The organism is Bradyrhizobium sp. T-1 (assembly GCF_053592855.1).
On sequence record NZ_CM132115.1, the window covers coordinates 717099 to 733675 of the forward strand.

The window sequence follows — 16577 nt, forward strand, 5'->3', positions numbered from 1 at the left end:
GCGGACACGGCCAGCCCCCATTCCCGATCAGAAGCGGGCGTCGATATCGACCACGTCGATCAGCTTGTGGTTGACGAATTCCTTGAGTCCGAGCCCGAGGAGTTCACGGCCATAGCCCGATCGCTTGATGCCGCCGAACGGCAGGTCCGCTTCCACCTTGGTCGGGTGATTGACGAACACCATGCCGGTCGAGATTTTTCGCGCGACTTCCGCGCCGTGTTTAGTGTCCGACGTGAACACCGACCCGCCAAGGCCGAACGGGGAATCGTTTGCGATGCGCACCGCGTCCGCCTCGTTCTTGGCGCGGAACAGCATGGAGACCGGGCCGAAGAACTCCCAATAGCGGGCTGGGTTGTCCTCGCTGACCTCGGTGAGAATCGTGGGCTGAACGAATGCGCCCTGGTTGGGCACCGACGGGCCGATCTCCTCGGCTTTCGCACCCTGCTTCACGGCCTGCTGGATCCTGTCCCGGATCTCGTCGGCAGCGTGTTGTGACGAGAGCGGCGCCAGCGTGGTGTCGGGATCGAATGGGTCGCCCGCTTTGAGAGCGGCAACGCCCTTGCGATAGCGGGCCAGGAATTCGTCGTATACTTCGTCGACGATGATCATCCGCTTGGAGGAAACGCAGACCTGGCCGCCGTTCCAGTGCCGGCCGAAGACCGCCCATTTGACGGTCTTTTCGAGGTCTGCATCGGCCAGGACGACGAACGCGTCGGCGCCGCCAAGCTCCATCGTCGATTTCTTCAGTGCCTTGCCGGCCTGCGCGGCGACGATCGCGCCGGCATCCTCGGAGCCGGTGAGCGCGACGCCATGGACCCTGGGATCGTTGATGATCATCTCGACCTGCGAACGGGTGGCGTAGAGCTTGGTGAAGCATCCTTCCGGCAGGCCGGCCTCACGCATGATGCGTTCGAAGGCTGCCGCGCTTTGCGGTACGTTCGAGGCGTGTTTCAGCAGGATGGTGTTTCCGGCAGACAGTTGCGGCGCGATGATGCGCGCGATCTGGTAGTAAGGAAAGTTCCACGGTTCAATGGCGAGGATCACGCCGAGCGGGTCGTGAACGATCATCGCCTCACCCTCTGCCGGGTCTGCCACCGGCAGCTTCTCCGGCCGCAGCAGATGTTCAGCGTTGAGAACGTAGTATTCGAAGATGCGCGCGCAAAGTTCGACTTCGGCCTTGGCCTCGGCATAGAGCTTGCCCATTTCGAGCGTCAGCAATCTCGCATAGGCATCGCTGTCCCGCCGTAGAATGTCGGCCGCTTTCTGCAGAATCGCCGTACGTGCCGAGACCGGTACCTCGCGCCAGGCGCGAAAGGCTGCGTCGGCCCTGTCGATGGCCGTGCTGACCTCGGCGTCACTTGCGTTTGGAAAGGTCCTCAGAGTCTCGCCAGTATATGGATTGACGGTGGCGTAGCTCATGTCAGCATTCCTTTGGAGCGAGCATGTTGTTGGAAGGCCAGATCACTGCCGGCTTTCCGGTCGATCGGATCATATGGTTGGGCCCGGCTCGGACATTGACATGAATCATGTCGTGATTATCGATGTGCAGGGGGATGCCTGCCTGTCCGAACGATTGATCCCGCCTGCATGTGACCGCGACATCCGGAGACAATGATGCCCTTCGACCTGATCTTGCGCGGCGGCCGTGTGGTTGACCCGTCCCAAAAGCTTGATGCCGTCACGGATGTCGGCTTTGCTGGTGGCAAGGTGGCGGCGGTGGGCAATGGATTGAAGGCGGATCCGGCGACTGAGGTTCGCGACGTCTCGCAGCTCATCGTGACCCCGGGGCTGATCGATCTTCACACCCATGTCTATTGGGGCGGCACCTCGCTCGGCATCGATGCCGAGGAGTTCTGCCGCACCTCCGGCGTCACCACCTCGGTCGATACCGGAAGCGCCGGGCCCGGCAATTTCGCGGGCTTCCGCAAGCACGTGATCGAGCCGAGCCAGGTCCGCATCCTCGCGTATTTGCACGTCTCGCACGCCGGCATCTTCGGCTTCTCGCACCGGATCATGGTCGGCGAGAGCGAGGAGTTGCGGCTGATGAATCCGATCGATGCGGCCAAGGTCGCCGATGCCAACCGCGATCTCATCGTCGGCATCAAGGTGCGCGTCGGCCTGCACTCCTCGGGTACGTCGGGGACCGTTCCGCTCGACATCGCGCTTCAGGTTGCCGACGAAGTCGGCATGCCCCTGATGGCGCATATCGACCATCCGCCGCCGAGCTATGAGGAGGTGCTGGCCCGCCTTCGCCCCGGCGACGTGCTGACCCATGCGTTCCGTCCCTTCCCGAACACGCCGGCGACCGCACAGGGCACGGTGAAGAAGGCGGTGCTGGACGCGCGCGAGCGCGGCGTGCTGTTCGATATCGGCCACGGCAAGGGCTCGTTCGCATTCAAGACCGCGCGTGCGATGCTCGCCAACGGCTTCTATCCGGACACCATCTCGTCGGACATCCATCAGCTCTGCATCGACGGCCCGGCATTCGACCAGGTGACGACCATGTCGAAATTCCTTTGCATGGGCATGTCGCTGTCGAACGTGATCGCGGCGTCGACGGAGAATTCCGCGATGGCACTGCGGCGTCCCGAGCTCGGCAGCCTCAAGCCGGGCAGCGTCGGCGACGCCACGCTGATCTCCGTCAAGCAAGGCCAGTTCGACTACGAGGACGTTGTCGGCGAGCACCTCATCGGTGACAAGAAGATCGTGTCGGAGGGCGTCGTCATCGGTGGCCGCTGGTGGCATCCGAACTGAGCGGATCAAGCCTGCTCGCGATAGAATTGCAGCAGCCGCGCGCCTGCGGGTGAGAGCCAGTCGGGCGCACCGGCGATGTAGCCTTCGACGCGACTGCTCGTTCCGACGAGATAGGTGATGGGCATGCCGATGATTGGGAACATCTCGGTCGATGCTTGCGCGGCTGCCCCATAGGCATCGACATAGCAGGCGAGGTCCTTCACGGTGAGGCTGCCCAGAAACGCGCGAACCTTGCGCAGATCCTTGGTGTCCGTGCAGATCGCGACGATGTCGAGCCGGTCGGACCGCGATCCAGCAAGGCGCGCCAGCGTGGGCAGATCGAGCCGGCAGGCCGGACACCAGGTGGCCCAGAAGTTCACCAATGTGATGCGGCCCGGCTTCGGCGTCACGACGGCATCCCGGCCGTTCGGGTCCTGAAGCCTGAGCTGCGGCATCGGCGCCTGTGGACGCACCACCGTGAACTGGCTGCGGCCGGCTTCGAACACCGGCGGCCAGCCATCTAGCGCACAGATCGCGCGCGTCGAGGCTAGAAGTGCCGGCGCGGCCATCAGGAACGATCGCCGCGACAACGCACGAGACCTCTCACGCATGAATATAGGCCCAGCCCTTGAGTTGCAGATCGACGACGCGTCCGATGCCGAACGGCACGAGGCTCGCGCCTGAGACCAGCGGGATCGAGACCTGCTCCTTGGCTTCTGCGATCGCCTTCGACGACGCGCACATGCTGTAGGTGAGGTTGGGCAGCGAGTGACGCAGCGTCGCAAGCGGCTCGATCAGCGGCGATTTGTCCGCGCGGAAGACGTCGATGCCCTTGCCGTTGGCGACGACCTCAATCAGCAACCGCGCGCCCTTGTCGGCAAAGTGTCTTGCCAGATTAGCCGAATAGCTGATGGCGTGTCCCATCACATAAGGCTCGTTGCTGTCGATCAGGATCACGACGCCGTCAGCGAGGCGATCCTCCTTGGCGGCGGCTGCGCCGCCGGCCGTGAGGATCGCGGTGCCGGCAAGCAAGCCCCTGCGGGACCATCCGTTGCCAGAGATCATGGCCGCGGTATTCCCACTGGTCAGAATTGACGCGGCGCGATCGGCGCCTTGCTGTTGCGACCCCACAGCACGAACAGGCTGAGGGTCAGCAGGACCACGTTCAGCGGCGTCACCTCGGCCTCGCCGCGCGAGAGGTGGAAAGCGAGCGCAAGCACCTGCAGCACGGAGCAGCCCAACGCGGCCAGCACGGTCAGCCGCGGCAGGATCCGCGTCAGGGCGGGCAGGAGAATGCCGATTCCGCCGGCGAGATCGATCAGCGCGATGGAGCGAGCGAAGGTTTCGGAATACTGCCCGGCCCACGGCATCATCGCGGCAAGCTGGGGAATGGGTGTGGTGAGCTTGACCAGCCCCGCCCCGATGAAGGCAAAGGCGATGAGGAACTGCGCGGTCCAGAGGCCGATCCGAAGGGTGCGGCCGGGTGCGGCGGTTTCGAAGGTGGTGGTCGACATGGTGGTTCTCCAAAATGTGAGGGTTGCCACCATTTGATAGTTTCTCCATTTTTGATCATTATCGGTTTCGGGAGTAGTTCATTTCCTGAATGTTGATGATCGCATGGATTCCTTGGTCAGCATGAGGGTGTTTTGCCTGGTTGCCGAGCTGAAGAGCTTCGCGACCGCGGCGCAGCGCCTGCGCATCTCGCCCGCGATGGTGAGCAAGCACGTGATGCAACTCGAGAAGCGGCTCGGCACGCGGCTGCTCAACCGAACCAGCCGGCGCGTCAGCCTGAGCGAGAGCGGCGCAATCTATTTCGAGCAGGCGCGGCAGATGCTCGATTCGCTCGACGAGATCGAGGCCGCCGTCGGTAACGCGACCGTCGTGCCGCATGGCACCCTGCGACTCACGGCGCCGGTGTGGATGGCGAACACGATGTTCGCGGGCGTGCTGGCGGATTATCAGGCGCGCTATCCGGAGGTGCGGCTCGACGTCGATCTCAGTGGACGGCTGGTCAATCTGGTCGAGGAGGGATTCGATCTCGCCCTGCGTGCGACCGGCGCGCCGGACGAGGCGTTGATCGCGCGCCCCATCACCAGCGTCCCGTTCTACATGGTGGCCGCTCCCGCCTTCATCAAACGCGCGGGCCGCCCGGCGACCTTCGCCGATCTCGCTGGCCAGGCCCTGTTGCACTACGCGCTCTATCCCGGCGAAAGCTTCTCCTTCACCGGTGAGCACGGTCCCGAGACCGTCAAGCTCAATCCGGTGCTGCGCAGCGGCAACGAAACGCTGCTGCACATGGCCGCGCTCGAGGGCATGGGCCTTGCCTTCCTGCCGAAATGGCTGGTCGCCGAGGACATCGCCAGCGGACGGCTCGAGCACGTCATGCCCGAGCACATCATATTCGTTGGAAAGCTGTTCGCGGTCTATCCCAGCCGCAAATATCTCTCCGCGAAGGTGCGGACCTTCATCGACTTCATCGCCGCCGACAAGCGGATGAAATAGCCCTCAGCCCAACGCGCGCGAGCTAGTCACGTCCTGCCTCCATGATCGCTTCGGCGAGACGCGCCGGATCGGAAAAGCACAGTTCGTGGCTTCCACGCACCTGCACCAGGCGGAATAGGCCAAGCTTTTCCGACAGCCGCGGATGCCAGCCATAGCTATGCGGTAGTGCGGTGTCCTCAGTGCAGTTGATATAGGACTTCGCCAGCTGCATCTCGGCCGGATTGACCTTGAGCGCGATCTTGTCGCTGAAGGTCGCCAGCGGATGCGGATTAAGGACGTCATAGGCCCGCTGCGCCGTTTCGAGATCGGCATCGTTGATGAAGGCTTCGCGCCAAACCGGGAAGGGCAGCACCACCGAGCCGTCGCCGCGCTCGGCCGCGATCGCGTCGAACAGCCCGACATAGTGCGGCGGCACCATGTCGTTGAGGCTCTCGCCGTTGTTGGGCACGAAGGCATTCCAATAGACCAGGCGGCGGATGCGCTCGGGTACGAGGTCGGCGACGCCGGTGATGATCATGCCGCCATAGGAATGGCCGAGCAGGATGACGTCCTTCAGGTTGTTCTCGGCCAGATAATCGGCGATCGACTGGATCGCTTCCTTCAGTCCCGTCGTCTTGGCGTCACCCGGGCGGTTACCCCGGATCGTCGGCGTGTAGACCTGATGGCCGGCGGCGCGGATCGGGGCGGCGACGGGCTCGAACTCGGCACCGGTGTGCCAGGCGCCATGGACGAGAACGTAGGTCGACATGTTGTGGCTCCTCCCGGGGGTGTGGTTAGATCGGCGCAGGGGCGTATCGCCGCGGGGCCAATCTGGACCGCCGACGGATTTGGCGCTTGGCTGGAAGTGAACCGGATTGGTCTCGGAGTGAACCGATGCAGGAAATCGCGCGCCCCGCTCCGCCACGGCAATCGGCTTGGCACACGGCGGATACGCGAACGAGCGAGCAGTTCGCCTACTACCGCGAGGCGATCTGCCAGGCCTTCATGAACCTGACGCCGGAGCCGGCGGCGGCCTCAGGCTTTGCCGCCAGCGTCGAACACATCCGCCTCGGCGAGGCCGCGATCAACCGCGTCAGCTTTCCCGAGCATGTGGTGCGCCGCTCCGCGGCCGATATCGCTGCATCGGACCGCAGCTGCTTCTATCTCAATCTGAAGCTGGCCGGCCGTTGCCGCATCCGGCAGGATGACCGCGAGATCAGCCTGTCGCCCGGACAGGTCGGCATCTTCGACAGCGATCGGCAATTCGCGCTTCTGCATGATCGCGGCCGGCAGTTGCAGGTGGCGTCGTTCTGGGTGCCGGCGGAGGCCTTACGTGAGCGGTTGCCGGCGTCGTTCGACGTCACCGCGGCGCGCGTCTCGGACGATCCATTCGTCGGCCACCTCATTGTCGAGACGGCGCGTACGCTCAGCGACGGAGCGCTGCGCATGACCGAAGACGACGGCGTGCATCTGTTCCGGGCGTTGATCGAGCTGGTCGCGATGAGCCTGTCGCGGCAAAGCCGCGCGCGCACCGTAGAGGCCGACAGCCTGACCGATGCGAGCCTGCTGGCGCTTAAGCGGGCCATTCACCGGCGGCTGCGCGAGCCGGGCCTTGCGGTTGTCGATGTGGCCGAGGCCGTCGGCATCAGCGAGCGCTATGTGCACAAGTTGCTGGCGCGGTCGGGCTCTTGCTTTACCGATTATGTGATCGAGCGCCGCCTCGATGGCATCGCCAGGGATCTGAAAGAGCCCGCAATGGCGGATCGTGCGATTGGCTCTATCGCCTTCGACTGGGGTTTTTCGGACCTCTCCCACTTCACGCGGCGCTTCAAGCAGCGTTTTGGCTGCCGGCCGCGGGATTGGAGGGGGCGGTAGCGACGCCCCTACAGCGACCGCGCGATCAGCAGCTTCATGATCTCGTTGGTGCCGCCGTAGATCTTCTGGATGCGGGAATCGATGAAGATGCGCGAGATCGGATATTCCTGCATGTAGCCGTAGCCGCCGAACAGCTGGAGGCATTCGTCGGCGGTCTGCACCTGTTTGTCCGAGCACCAGTATTTCGCCATCGACGCGGTGACGGTGTCGAGATCCCCGGCGACGAGGCGCTCGATGCACCAGTCGACGAAGACGCGCGCGATCATGGCTTCGGTCTTGCGCTCGGCGAGCGTGAAGGCGGTGTTCTGGAAATCCATCAGCGGCTTGCCGAACGCTTTCCGCTCCTTGGTGTACTCGGTGGTAAGCTTGACCGCGCGCTCCATCGAGGCCACGGCGCCGACTGCCAGCGCGAGCCGCTCCTGCGGCAATTGCTGCATCAGCTGCACAAACCCCTGGCCTTCCTCCTTGCCCAGCAGGTTTTCCGGCGGCACGGTCACGTTGTCGAAGAACAGTTCTGACGTGTCGGAGGCATGCAGGCCGATCTTGTCGAGGTTGCGCCCGCGCTTGTAGCCATCAGCGCTTTCAGTCTCGACCACGATCAGCGAAATGCCTTTGGCGCCGGCTTCGCCGGTGCGCGCCACCACGATGACGAGATCCGCGGCCTGGCCGTTGGTGATAAAGGTCTTCTGGCCGTTGATGACGTAGGAATTGCCCTGCTTCTTCGCCGTAGTCTTGACCGCCTGCAGGTCCGAGCCGGTGCCGGGCTCGGTCATGGCGATGGCTCCGACCATCTCGCCCGAGGCCATCTTCGGCAGCCAGCGCTTCTTCTGCTCCTCCGAGCCGTAATTGAGGATGTAATGCGCGACGATGGCGCTGTGCACGGAGACGCCAGTCGTCAGCTCCGGCACCGTGCTCTCGAGATCGTCCAGCACCGCCGCGTCATAGGCAAAGGTCGCGCCCAGCCCGCCATATTCCTCCGGCACGCTCGCCAGCAGTGCCCCCATCTCGCCGAGCCCGCGCCAGGCGAAGCGGTCGACCATCTTCTGCTCGCGCCATTTCTCGGCGTGCGGCGCCAGATCCTTGGCGAGATATTTCCGGAACTGATCGCGGAAGACGTCGAGCTCTTCGGTCATCCAGGAGGAGCGATAGGACATGGGTATACCTCGGTTGATGCGGCTTGCCGGCTTGGTAAGCCAGGCGGGCGCAGCAATTATTGTGTTTTCAGGCTGCGCCGGTGACGCTACCAAGGCGGCCGGAAACGCGCCTGTAGGGATGTCTGATTGTGGCCGTCAAAACCAAAGAGCTCAAGCTCGACATCAACAACATCGGCACGGTCTCGGCGATCCTGACGCAGCCGGACAGCGCGCGCGCCTGCTACGTCCTGGCGCATGGCGCCGGCGCCGGGATGCGGCATGCATCCATGGACAAGATCGCGGAAGGGCTAGCGAAGCGCGGCATCGCGACGTTCCGCTTCAATTTTCCCTACATGGAAAACAAGCAGGGACGTCCCGATCAGCCAGCGGTGGCGCATGCCGCCGTCCGCGCGGCAGTCGAGGAGGCGGCACGGCTGTGCCCGGGATTGAAGGTTGTCGCCGGCGGAAAATCGTTCGGCGGACGCATGACATCGCAGGCGCAGTCGAAGGCACCGTTGCCTGGAGTCAAAGGGCTCGCTTTCCTCGGCTTTCCCCTGCATGCCGCCAAGAAGCCGTCGTCCGAGCGTGCCGAGCACCTTGGTAGCGTCGCTATTCCAATGTTGTTTCTCCAGGGAACCCGAGACGGACTCGCCGACCTCAGTCTTCTCAAGCCCGTCGTCGCGGCACTCGGGGCGAAAGCGACGCTGCATGAGATCGAAGGCGGCGACCACTCCTTCGCGGTGCTGAAGAAGTCGGGCCGCACCAACGACGAGGCGCTTGCAGAGGTGCTCGACACGCTTGCGGGCTGGATCGACCAACGCGCCTGAGGCTCAGGCCGAATACAGCCCCTTGTCGCGCGCCTTCTGGATCGCGAGCGCCGCAATCAGGTCGAGCGTCGGCGTCGACAGACCGGCGGCGCGCGCGAAGGCGGCGGGCGCCTTCACCAGCACGTCGATCTCCATGGCGCGGCCGAGCTCGTAGTCCTGCAGCAGCGACGGCTTGTGGTTGGGCGCGGGACCGCTGCGCGTCACGCGCTTGACCTCGGGGATGAAGTGCTGGGCGATGTCGTTGGCCTCGTTCAGCATGCGCGGAATGACCTCGGCAAAAGCGGGATCGTCACGCACGCCGCGCGCGGTCTGGCCGGTGAGCAGGCACAAAACCGATAGCGACATGTTCGTCAGCAGCTTCGACCAGATCGCCTCACGGATCTCGGCCACCGGCGGTGATTCCAGCCGCGCGTCGTTGAAGATGCCACGAAGCTTCGTGATGCGCTCGCAATTGCGGTCGTCGCATTCGCCGATCAGGAGGCGGTTGCGGTCCGGCGTCAGGTTCTGCACCACGCCGGGCGCGGTGACCTCGTTGGAGGAGAAGATGACGCCGCCGATGATCCGTTCCTTCGGGATGCACGCGCGCAGGCGACCGCCCGGATCGAGGAAGGAAATGTCCGGCGGCGCCGGGTGTCGCGGCGGCAGGCCGATACCGTACCACCAGGGAATGCCGTTTTGCGCGAATACGATGGCGGTATCGTCCTGAAGCAGCGGCTTGATGCTGGAGACCAGCCCCGTGAGCGCCGTGGCCTTCAGCGTCGAGATCACCACGTCCTGCGGCCCGAGCTGCGCCGGATCGCCCGAGGCGTTCACCTTGGCGGAGACCTCGGAATCGCCGACCCGCAGCTTGAGACCATGGGCTCTGACCGCCTCGAGATGTGCCCCCCGCATCACGCACGAAACGTCATGACCGGCGCGCGCCAGCCGTACCGCAAGATGGCTGCCGACGGCGCCCGCGCCGAAAATGCAGATGCGCATAATGATTCCGTCCCTGAACTGGAAGTGCCGCCCGGCGCCAGCATGACACAAGCCGCCATGCGATGGGCGCGACCGCCCCACGCCGGAAAGATATGGATCGCGGTGCGTCGCCTCGTCCATAGTACGAGGTAATCAATCTGACCGGAGGAACGCCGATGACTGCCAGCCCCGTCCTATGGACCCTTGATGAGCGTGGGGTTGCGACCGTCACGTTGAACCGACCGGAGGTGAACAACGCCTATGACGGGGCCTTGATCGCGGGCGTGCTCGCGGCCATGGACGAGCTCGGAAAGAGGCCCAACCTTCGTGTCGTCGTGCTCAGGGGCAATGGCAAGCATTTCCAGGCCGGCGCCGACCTCAAATGGATCAACGGCGTGCGGCCGCAATCCGCCGAGGCCAACGAGGCGGCGTCGCGGGCGACGTTCGAGGCCGTGCAGCGGCTCAACACGCTGCCGATCCCGACCGTGGCCCTGGTGCAGGGTGGCTGCTTCGGCGGCGGCACCGGAGTGATCGCGGCCTGCGATGTGGTGATCGCCGCCGACAACGCCCTGTTTTCCATCACCGAAGTGCGCTGGGGCCTGACCGCCGCCATCATCATTCCCCAGCTCTGCGACGCCATTGGTGTACGGCAAGTCCGCCGCTACGCACTTACCGGGGAACGCTTCGGCGCCGAAGAGGCCCGCCGCATCGGGCTCGTGCATGACGTGGTCCCGCTCGCCGATCTCGAAGCCGCCGGAGCCAAGGTGGTCGAGCAGCTGCTCGCCAATGGCCCGGAGGCCTTGGCCGAGACCAAGCGGTTGGCGCTGGAGAGCTCGTTCGGCGGCATGGCGGTGGACGATGCGGCGTACACGCGGCTCGTCCAGCTGCATTCGCTCAAGCGGCAGAGCGCGGAGGCGGCGGAGGGTCTGGCCTCGTTTGCCGAGAAGCGGGCGGCGAAGTGGGGAGCGGGGAAGGGCTGAGCGTCAGCAGCCGCGGCAGATGCCGTGGATGCTGCGATAAACGGCGTCGTCGTCCTGCCGCATCTGGCGTAGCGATTCGAGTGACTTGCTCTCGTCAGTTGCCACTGGCTTAGGCTTGTTACGCTTCGCAGCCAGCTCTTCTTCCTGCTTCTCGTAGCAGGCTTCGCGATCGGCCTTGGCTTGGATGAAGCGGCAGTTCTGCTCGAGAGCTGCGGCGGGGGCCGCTGAGATCGCGAGGGCAGCCAGGGTGGCGAGAGCGAATTTAACGGGCATCGAATCCATCGCGGCCCTTCTCTCAGGTCCGCTGATCGAGGGCAACCGTCATGTTGTGGCTTACAGCGACGACGCGAGCGACGTTTTTAGCAAAGTCAGCAGCGCCTGCACCGCGGCGGCGTTGCGCCGCCGCTCGGGAATCGCCGCCTTCACCCATAATTCCGGAATCGGAAAGTCGCGCAGCACCGGCTTCAGCGTGCCGTCGCGCAAGGCATCCGCGACGAGATAATGCGAGATCAGCGTGATGCCGTTGCCCGCGATCGCACTGCGCGTCAGCACATGTCCCTCGTTCGACGATAGCAGTGGACTGACCTGGATGCTGACGCGGCCGCGCGGCCCGTCAAAGATCCATTCGGGGCCGGTCGGCATGAAGCTGAGGCAGCGATGCTCGACGAGGTCGCGCGGATGCTTTGGCGTGCCGTGCTTCTTCAGGTACGCGGGCGAGGCGCAGAGCAGCCGTTTCAGCGAACATAGCGGCTCGTCGATCACGCCGCCGAAGGAATGCGGGAAGGCGCCGATCGCGATATCAAAACCTTCCGTGACGGGATCGACCGGTCGATCGATCAGCACGATCTCGAGTTTTAGCCGCGGGTTCTGGGTTTGGAATACGCTGAAGGCATCTGCAAGCCGCGCCACCGTCAGCGAGGTCGGCGCCTTGATGCGGAGGTGATCGACCAGATCGTGACCTTTCTCGCCCATGCGCGACAGCAGGTCGGTTGCGTCAGTGACGACGCCGCGAGCGCGATGCACGTAGCGTTGGCCGGCCTCGGTCAACCGCAATTGCCGGGTCGAGCGATGAAACAGCGGCGTGCCGATCCGTGCCTCCAGCTGCGTGACGCGTTTTGCCACGACCGAGGTCGAGACATTGAGTTGTCGCGCGGCGGCGGAGAAGCCGGCCGCGTCTGCGGTGGCGAGGAAGGCCTGAAGGTTCACCAGGATGTCCATGTTGATCTTTCTCGATTCGCGAAAGCTGATCGCGTATTTTGGTGGATTGTAGCTCAGGCCGCGTTAATTCATAGTCGCCCCAATCAAGGGAAACCGGGAAGGACGCGCCATGCGGGCCACGACGATCGATGAACCAGCGCGCCAGGTGCCGCTTTACGGCGAATATGAAGTCGTGGTGCTCGGCGGCGGCCCGGCCGGCATTGTCGCGGCCGCGTCAGCAGCACGGGCCGGGCGGAAGACGCTACTGATCGAGCGCTACGGCTTTCTCGGCGGCATGGGGACCGCCGCCGGTGTCACCAATTTCTGTGGCTTGCATGGCAATGTTTATGGCGAGGCCGTGCGGCTGGTGCAGGGTCTGGCGTCAGACCTGCTGGCGCGGATCGATCATCTGAATGGGCTTAATTCGCCGCATCTGATCCTCGGCAAGGTCTTTGCGCAGGCCTATGACACCGCCGCCTACAAGATCGCGGCCGACGAACTTTTGGCCAGCCACAAGGTGCATATCCTTTTCCATGCCCTCGGCGCCGGCGTCGTGATGGGCGATGACCGCCGCATCGATGCGCTGATGGTCGAGACCAAAGCCGGCCGGCAGGCGGTGCGATCGGAGATCTTCATCGATTGCTCCGGCGACGGCGATCTCGCAGTCTGGGCCGGCGCGCCCTTTGAAATCGGCGATGAACACGGCCATCCGATGTATCCGTCGATGATGCTCCGCCTCAACGGCATCGATCCCGCAAAGGCGGGCGACGCCTGGCGCACCATCCCGCAATTGATGGAAGCGGCCCTAGCGGCCGGCACGCACACATTCCCGCGCAAAAGCGCGATCGTGCGCCCGCAGAAATCCGGCATCGAATGGCGGGTGAATTTTACCCAGGTGGCGCGCGAGGACGGCCACGCCATCAACGGCGTCGAGCCCGACGACCTCACCCGTGGCGAAATCGAGGGGCGCAAGCAGGCGCTCGCGGCCTTCGAGTTCCTGCGCACCGTGCCCGGCTTCGAAAAGTCCTACATTGTCGACCTGCCACCGCAACTCGGCATCCGCGAGACCCGCCGAATCAAGGGCGGCTACCAGCTCAGCGGCGAGGACGTGCTCGGCTGCGCCTCGTTCGAGGATTCCATCGGCGTCAATGGTTGGCCGATCGAGGCCCATGTTGCCGGCGATGTCATCTTCACCTTCCCGCCGATCCCGGAATCGCGCGGCTATAACGAGCTGCCGTACCGGATGCTGGTGCCCGAGGGCGTCGACAATCTCCTGGTCGCCGGCCGCTGCGCCTCGATGACTCATGAAGGGCAGTCGGCGGCACGGGTTTCCGGGGCCTGTTTCGCGATGGGGGAGGCCGCCGGTTCCGCGGCTGCCCTGGCGCTATCCGGAAACCGGATCCCGCGTGACATCCCCATTGAAAAATTGCAGGAAACGTTGAAACAACAGGGCGCCTTCATCGGACGGGATCAACCCGTGCCAAAGGGCCTGTAACGGACTGCAAAAAGCGAATTATTGGAGGAAGCGGGATGATCGGGATTGCGCGGGTCGCGGCACTTAGCCTTTTGGCTATGATGGCGATGGGCACGGCCAGGGCCGAGGATGCGCTGAAGGCCAAGGTCGGCGTGCTCCGGCTGTCGTCCTCCGCGCCGGTCTTCATCGCGCAGGACAAGGGCTATTTCCGCGAGGCCGGTCTCGACATCGAGCTGAAATTCTTCGACGCCGCGCAGCCGATCGCGGTCGCCACCACTTCGGGCGATGTCGATTTCGGCGTCACGGCCTTCACTGCGGGCCTCTACAATCTCGCCGGCAAGGGGGTGTTGAAGGTGATCGGCGGCATGAGCCGCGAGAAGGCCGGCTATCCCCTGATCGGCTATTTCGCCAGCAACAATGCCTATGCTGCTGGCTTGAAGACACCGAAGGATCTTGCGGGCAAGCGCATTGCGATGACCCAGGTCGGATCGAGCTTCCATTATTCGCTCGGTCTGCTCGCCGACAAATACGGCTTCAAGCTCTCCGAGGTGAAGATCGTGCCGCTGCAATCGCTGTCGAATGCGGCCGCTGCGCTGAAGGGCGAGACCGTCGATGCCGCGCTGCTGCCGATCTCCACCGCGCGAAAGCTGATGGACGACGGCGGAGCGAAGTTTCTGGGCTGGGTTGGCGATGAGACGCCCTGGCAATTGGGTGCGGTGTTCGCCGCGCCGAAGACGCTGACCAACAAGGCGCTGGTGACGAAATTCCTCGGTGTGCTCGCGAAGGCCGATCGCGAATATCACGACGTCATCCTGGCTTCGATGAAGGACGGCGTCGCCCCGATCAACGACAAGACCAAGCCGTTGCTCGAAATCATCGCCAAATACACCAACCTGCCGGTCGAGCAGGTGGTCGGCAACTGCGCCTATATCGATCCGGACGGCAAGCTCGACGTCAAGAATGTCGACAACCAGATCAAATGGCTCCAGGAGCAGGGTTTTGCCGACAAGGGCTTTGATGCCGATACGATCATCGCCAAGGATTATGTGAAGGCTGATTGATGCGGCGCGCACCCCTCGCACTCCGTCATCCCCGCGCAACGGCGAAGCCGTTGTCGCTGGCAGTGCTCGCGAAGCGAGCCTCGAAGGATGCTCGGTCCGGATGGAGCGGGGCCGTCGCTGTTGCCAGGCCCCCAGCGTCGTCCCGGCGGAGGCCGGGACCCATGCGCCGGGTGGGAGTTGTGGCGCAAGGTGATTGTTGCCTGTCTTCGCCAAATTCAGTTCGGTGGTTATGGGTCCCGGCCTTCGCCGGGACGACGCTGAGGTCGTAGTATGGACCTGATCGCCAACCACATCAGTCACCACTTCGGCGATCTCGCCGTGCTGGACGACGTCTCGTTCACGGTGAGCGCGGGCGAGGTGGTGGCGATCGTGGGGCCCTCCGGCTGCGGCAAGAGCACTTTGCTGTCCATCCTTGGCGGGCTGTTGCAGCCGACCTCCGGCGCGCCCGAGCTGCGCGGTGCGCCGCCGGCGGACAGTTTCAATCCGCTGACATTCGTGTTCCAGGACTTTGCGTTGCTGCCTTGGGCGACGGTCGAGGAGAACGTCGAATTCCCGCTGCTGCACACCCAGCTCTCGACCGCGCAGCGCCGCGCGCTGGTCGATGATGCCCTGCGCCGCACGGGCCTGACCGATTTCAGCAAAACCTATCCAAAGCAGCTGTCCGGCGGCATGCGCCAGCGCGTCGGCATTTCGCGCGCGCTGGCGGTCAAGCCCGCCATCCTGCTGATGGACGAGCCGCTCTCGGCGCTGGATTCGCAGACGCGTGAGCTGCTGATGGAGGATTTCGTCCGCCTGCTCGCCGATGGCGGCATGGGCGCGGTCTATGTCACCCACAATCTCGAAGAGGCCGCGCGCCTTGCCGACCGCATCGTGGTGCTGTCGCGCCGGCCCGGTCGCATTCGCGAGGTCGTCTCTGTGCCGATGACGCGCGCTGAACGTGGCGAGGTGGCCGCACGCGAGAAGCTGCTGGCGCTCCAGAACCAGATCTGGTCGCTGATCCGCAACGAGGCGATCGACGCCGAGCGCGAGGTCCAGCATGCTTGATCGCGCGGTGGACACATCAGCCAAAGCTGAGGCGACGCGGCGCGTCCGCTTCCGCGGCGCAGGCTTCGTACCTGCGTCCAGCCGCTTCGGCGGCTGGATTGCACTCGCACTCGTCATCGCGCTCTGGCAGGCGGCCGGCAGCACGGGCCTTGTCAATCCGCTGTTCCTGCCGGCGCCGTCGGCGATCGTGCGGGCGATCTATGAGCTCGCGATGTCGGGTGCGCTTTGGCAGCACTTGTCCGCCTCGCTGCTGCGCATCGGCGTCGGCTGGCTGCTTGGCACTGCGGCCGGCGTGGTGGTCGGCTTTGCCATCGGTCTGTCGCGGCTCGCGCGCAGCGTCGGCATCACCTTCATCTCGGCGCTGTTCCCGATACCGAAGATCGCGCTGCTCCCGCTCTTGATCCTCTGGCTCGGCATCGGCGAAGAGCCGAAGATCGCGACCATCGGGCTCGGGGTGTTCTTCTCGACCGCGATCTCGGTCTATAGCGGCGTCGATGCCGTGCCGCGCAATCTCATCCGCATGGCGCAGAGTTTTAATGTTCCGTTCGCGACCATCGTGCACAAGGTGGTTTGGCCTGGCGCGCTGCCCGCGATCCTCGCCGGCTTTCGCATCACCGCCTCCGTCGCGCTGCTGCTCGTCGTCAGCGCCGAGATGATCGGCGCCCAATATGGCATCGGCGCGTTCGTGCTGCAGGCCGGTAATCTCATGCAGACCGATCAGCTGCTCGCGGGCGTGGTGATCCTGTCGGTGTTCGGGCTTGTGGTGGGGAAGGTGATCGGCTGGCTGGAGACGCGGTTGCTGCACTGGCGATAAA

18 protein-coding genes are annotated in these 16577 nt (G+C 64.4%); 9 read left to right on the forward strand and 9 right to left on the reverse strand.

The window, feature by feature from the left end:
* Positions 1 to 27: 27 nt before the first annotated feature.
* A complete protein-coding gene (locus tag ACWAT4_RS03385) occupies positions 28 to 1419 on the reverse strand; it encodes an NAD-dependent succinate-semialdehyde dehydrogenase (protein ID WP_212427874.1) in 1392 nt (463 codons plus the stop codon).
* A 195-nt stretch (positions 1420 to 1614) separates the two neighbouring features.
* Here ACWAT4_RS03385 and ACWAT4_RS03390 point away from each other — a divergent pair, with 195 nt between their 5' ends.
* Positions 1615 to 2754: an amidohydrolase/deacetylase family metallohydrolase gene (locus ACWAT4_RS03390; protein ID WP_212427936.1), complete on the forward strand. Its 1140-nt coding sequence runs from the start codon at positions 1615 to 1617 to the stop codon at positions 2752 to 2754.
* Between the two features lie 5 nt (positions 2755 to 2759).
* Here the strand turns inward: ACWAT4_RS03390 and ACWAT4_RS03395 are convergent, their stop codons facing one another.
* The 3 genes from ACWAT4_RS03395 to ACWAT4_RS03405 are packed head-to-tail and all read right to left on the reverse strand — an operon-like array spanning position 2760 to position 4247.
* Complete coding sequence (locus tag ACWAT4_RS03395) at positions 2760 to 3344, reverse strand: TlpA family protein disulfide reductase (RefSeq protein ID WP_212427875.1); 585 nt, start codon at positions 3342 to 3344, stop codon at positions 2760 to 2762.
* The gene (locus ACWAT4_RS03400) at positions 3337 to 3798 is read right to left on the reverse strand and encodes a DsrE family protein (protein WP_449729795.1); all 462 of its coding nucleotides are present in this window, start codon (positions 3796 to 3798) and stop codon (positions 3337 to 3339) included. Before ACWAT4_RS03400 ends, ACWAT4_RS03395 begins: the two co-directional genes overlap by 8 nt.
* Before the next feature lie 20 nt (positions 3799 to 3818).
* A complete protein-coding gene (locus ACWAT4_RS03405) occupies positions 3819 to 4247 on the reverse strand; it encodes a DoxX family protein (RefSeq protein WP_449729796.1) in 429 nt (142 codons plus the stop codon).
* A 103-nt stretch (positions 4248 to 4350) separates the two neighbouring features.
* Between ACWAT4_RS03405 and ACWAT4_RS03410 the strand changes: the two genes are divergently transcribed.
* The gene (locus ACWAT4_RS03410) at positions 4351 to 5235 is read left to right on the forward strand and encodes a LysR family transcriptional regulator (protein WP_212303515.1); all 885 of its coding nucleotides are present in this window, start codon (positions 4351 to 4353) and stop codon (positions 5233 to 5235) included.
* A gap of 22 nt (positions 5236 to 5257) precedes the next feature.
* Here the strand turns inward: ACWAT4_RS03410 and ACWAT4_RS03415 are convergent, their stop codons facing one another.
* Entirely contained in the window at positions 5258 to 5983 is a 726-nt protein-coding gene (locus ACWAT4_RS03415) for an alpha/beta hydrolase (RefSeq protein WP_449729797.1), read from the reverse strand.
* Positions 5984 to 6108: 125 nt separating this feature from the next.
* On the opposite strand from ACWAT4_RS03415, the gene ACWAT4_RS03420 reads away from it, so the two are divergent.
* Positions 6109 to 7089, forward strand: a complete 981-nt coding sequence (locus tag ACWAT4_RS03420) for a helix-turn-helix domain-containing protein (RefSeq protein ID WP_449729798.1) — start codon at positions 6109 to 6111, stop codon at positions 7087 to 7089.
* Between the two features lie 8 nt (positions 7090 to 7097).
* On the opposite strand, the gene ACWAT4_RS03425 is transcribed toward ACWAT4_RS03420, so the two are convergent.
* On the reverse strand, positions 7098 to 8243 hold the full coding sequence (locus ACWAT4_RS03425; RefSeq protein ID WP_212427878.1) for an acyl-CoA dehydrogenase family protein: 1146 nt from the start codon (positions 8241 to 8243) through the stop codon (positions 7098 to 7100).
* A 128-nt stretch (positions 8244 to 8371) separates the two neighbouring features.
* Between ACWAT4_RS03425 and ACWAT4_RS03430 the strand changes: the two genes are divergently transcribed.
* Positions 8372 to 9049, forward strand: a complete 678-nt coding sequence (locus ACWAT4_RS03430; RefSeq protein ID WP_212445844.1) for an alpha/beta hydrolase family protein — start codon at positions 8372 to 8374, stop codon at positions 9047 to 9049.
* Between the two features lie 3 nt (positions 9050 to 9052).
* Here ACWAT4_RS03430 and ACWAT4_RS03435 read toward each other — a convergent pair whose 3' ends face one another.
* A complete protein-coding gene (locus ACWAT4_RS03435) occupies positions 9053 to 10027 on the reverse strand; it encodes a ketopantoate reductase family protein (RefSeq protein WP_449729799.1) in 975 nt (324 codons plus the stop codon).
* A 155-nt stretch (positions 10028 to 10182) separates the two neighbouring features.
* Between ACWAT4_RS03435 and ACWAT4_RS03440 the strand changes: the two genes are divergently transcribed.
* Positions 10183 to 10986, forward strand: coding sequence for an enoyl-CoA hydratase-related protein (locus ACWAT4_RS03440; protein ID WP_212427881.1), 804 nt, complete (start codon positions 10183 to 10185; stop codon positions 10984 to 10986).
* Positions 10987 to 10989: 3 nt separating this feature from the next.
* Here the strand turns inward: ACWAT4_RS03440 and ACWAT4_RS03445 are convergent, their stop codons facing one another.
* Together ACWAT4_RS03445 and ACWAT4_RS03450 are read right to left on the reverse strand one after the other, a co-directional pair.
* Positions 10990 to 11259, reverse strand: a complete 270-nt coding sequence (locus ACWAT4_RS03445) for a hypothetical protein (RefSeq protein ID WP_249154615.1) — start codon at positions 11257 to 11259, stop codon at positions 10990 to 10992.
* Between the two features lie 60 nt (positions 11260 to 11319).
* Positions 11320 to 12204: a LysR family transcriptional regulator gene (locus ACWAT4_RS03450; protein ID WP_212427883.1), complete on the reverse strand. Its 885-nt coding sequence runs from the start codon at positions 12202 to 12204 to the stop codon at positions 11320 to 11322.
* A gap of 109 nt (positions 12205 to 12313) precedes the next feature.
* On the opposite strand from ACWAT4_RS03450, the gene ACWAT4_RS03455 reads away from it, so the two are divergent.
* From ACWAT4_RS03455 to ACWAT4_RS03470, 4 genes are all read left to right on the forward strand, one after another.
* Positions 12314 to 13678, forward strand: coding sequence for an FAD-dependent oxidoreductase (locus ACWAT4_RS03455; RefSeq protein ID WP_212427884.1), 1365 nt, complete (start codon positions 12314 to 12316; stop codon positions 13676 to 13678).
* A gap of 35 nt (positions 13679 to 13713) precedes the next feature.
* Entirely contained in the window at positions 13714 to 14718 is a 1005-nt protein-coding gene (locus tag ACWAT4_RS03460; RefSeq protein ID WP_212427885.1) for an ABC transporter substrate-binding protein, read from the forward strand.
* A 270-nt stretch (positions 14719 to 14988) separates the two neighbouring features.
* Positions 14989 to 15762, forward strand: a complete 774-nt coding sequence (locus ACWAT4_RS03465) for an ABC transporter ATP-binding protein (protein ID WP_449729800.1) — start codon at positions 14989 to 14991, stop codon at positions 15760 to 15762.
* The gene (locus tag ACWAT4_RS03470) at positions 15755 to 16576 is read left to right on the forward strand and encodes an ABC transporter permease (RefSeq protein WP_212427887.1); all 822 of its coding nucleotides are present in this window, start codon (positions 15755 to 15757) and stop codon (positions 16574 to 16576) included. Before ACWAT4_RS03465 ends, ACWAT4_RS03470 begins: the two co-directional genes overlap by 8 nt.
* The last annotated feature ends 1 nt before the right edge of the window (position 16577 follow it).